Genomic DNA, 1705 nt, shown 5'->3' with positions numbered 1-1705 from the left:
TTAGTCTCGTGGGCTCGGAGATGTGTATAAGAGACAGGTGCCGGAGCGGGAGCAGGTGGCGGGGTAGGAGCTGGCGTTGGTGGATCCGGCGGACATGGCGGCGGCGTGGGACATGGTGGCATTGGTGGTGTCGGTCACGGCAGTTCGGCATCGACCGCTGCTCCAGGGCACGCGATGCAATCAATGTTCTCAAGCCCGCAGTCGCATGGCGCGCATCACGGGGCATCAAGCCTCAGCCTGGGACACGCGATACAAGCGGCGTTTTCAGCGGTGTTTTCAGGCTCGCACTCGCATAGCGGGCATCATGGTTCATCAAATCATGCCGGGCATCTCGGCGCGTCCGGCTTCAGTCCGGGACACGAGATGCAAGCCGCATCCTCAAGTTCGTCCTCCGGGCACCCCGGCGCGTCCGGCTTCAGCCCGGGGCATGAGATGCAAGCCGCATCCTCAAGCACGCCGTCTGGGCCTCCCGGCGCATCCGGTTTCAGTCCGGGACACGAGATGCAAACGGCGGCTCCGAATCCCTAGGCCGGCGACGACCGGCGGTTCGTATCGAGCTTCGCACTCCTCCACCACGGTCGGTAATGCCTAACTATCGAAAGCTAGGTAACTCCTCGCGCAAGATCGCGACCTATTGGGGCCCCGTTGGAAAGTGATTGATCCTGCAGCATGAACGACGGCGCCGATCGCACAGGGAAGCGCAACCGGCAGCGGTTGTTGACGCATCGCTGGCGGCTGGGGCGATCAATCCAGGGCCCGCCAGCATGAGCCGGCGGGCCCACTCCGTTTGACCATCATTCTGTTTTTCCAACCGAGGCTTCGCGGTCAAAATCCGCAAGCTTAATATTGCTTTCTGGCGAGCCGAAAGTGTGAGCCAACTTGTACGAAGCGAGACACTGATTGCCTCGTCGGAAGTCACCACCGAGGCCTCTCGCATCGAAGGTATTCAAGATTGATGCGCCACCGGTGTTCAATTGGCGGGTAGGTAGCGAAGTAGTGCCGCGCCGCGCCTGCCGCGGGACTGGCAGACGTAGCGCGGCTCAATGATCCGACAGCCGAAAATCGTCTGGTGGCAATGTCTCTCTTAGCTTTTGCCGGGAGCCCGATAATGGCTAGCTGCTTTGGAAGCCCTTTCGGCCACCGATTTGAATTCCGCTCCAGTCCAAGCTCTTGCTGTTTTCACGCCGGATATTGTGCCCGCCGCCACCGCTGCCAACAGAGCGGCGATAATGGATTCGGACTCGTCAGCCTCAGAAATGAGCATGAAATCAGAGTCGCCGGTCGTGAAATAAAAGCTAACAAGCTTGCCACCTGCACCCTCAATCAGCTTGCGCACAGCCGGCTCTCTGTCCTCGGGTGCGCTAACTAACCCCTTGGCATAACTCTCAGTGAAGCAACCACGCGTAAACAATCTGATCATAACGCCCTCCATCGTAGTGAGCGCATTGACGCGGAGATTCTAGGGGCGGGCTCAGGAGGATTATTGAGATGGATCAATCCAACCAGCGATATTCCCATCTATCGCGCCGCCCTATTCCATCCCGCCGACAATTGATGTCCGGCGGTCCCCCTTGCCGCAGCGGCGCGACAGACGAACCGCTGCTCGACGTCCGACAACCGCACCTAGTTGTGGAGCCTCAAGAGGTTGTCCTCGGTTAGACCGAGTCGGCTGATTGGTGTTTGAGATTTTATACCCCCATGGGGT

1 protein-coding gene is annotated in these 1705 nt (G+C 59.5%); it reads right to left on the bottom strand.

Annotation, left to right across the window (positions count from 1 at the left end):
• Positions 1-1084: 1084 nt before the first annotated feature.
• On the bottom strand, positions 1085-1420 hold the full coding sequence (locus Q2941_RS51555; RefSeq protein WP_027527827.1) for a GYD domain-containing protein: 336 nt from the start codon (positions 1418-1420) through the stop codon (positions 1085-1087).
• Positions 1421-1705 lie beyond the last annotated feature (285 nt).

It is taken from the genome of Bradyrhizobium sp. UFLA05-153 (assembly GCF_054185185.1).
This window is presented reverse-complemented; position numbering and strand designations above follow the sequence as displayed.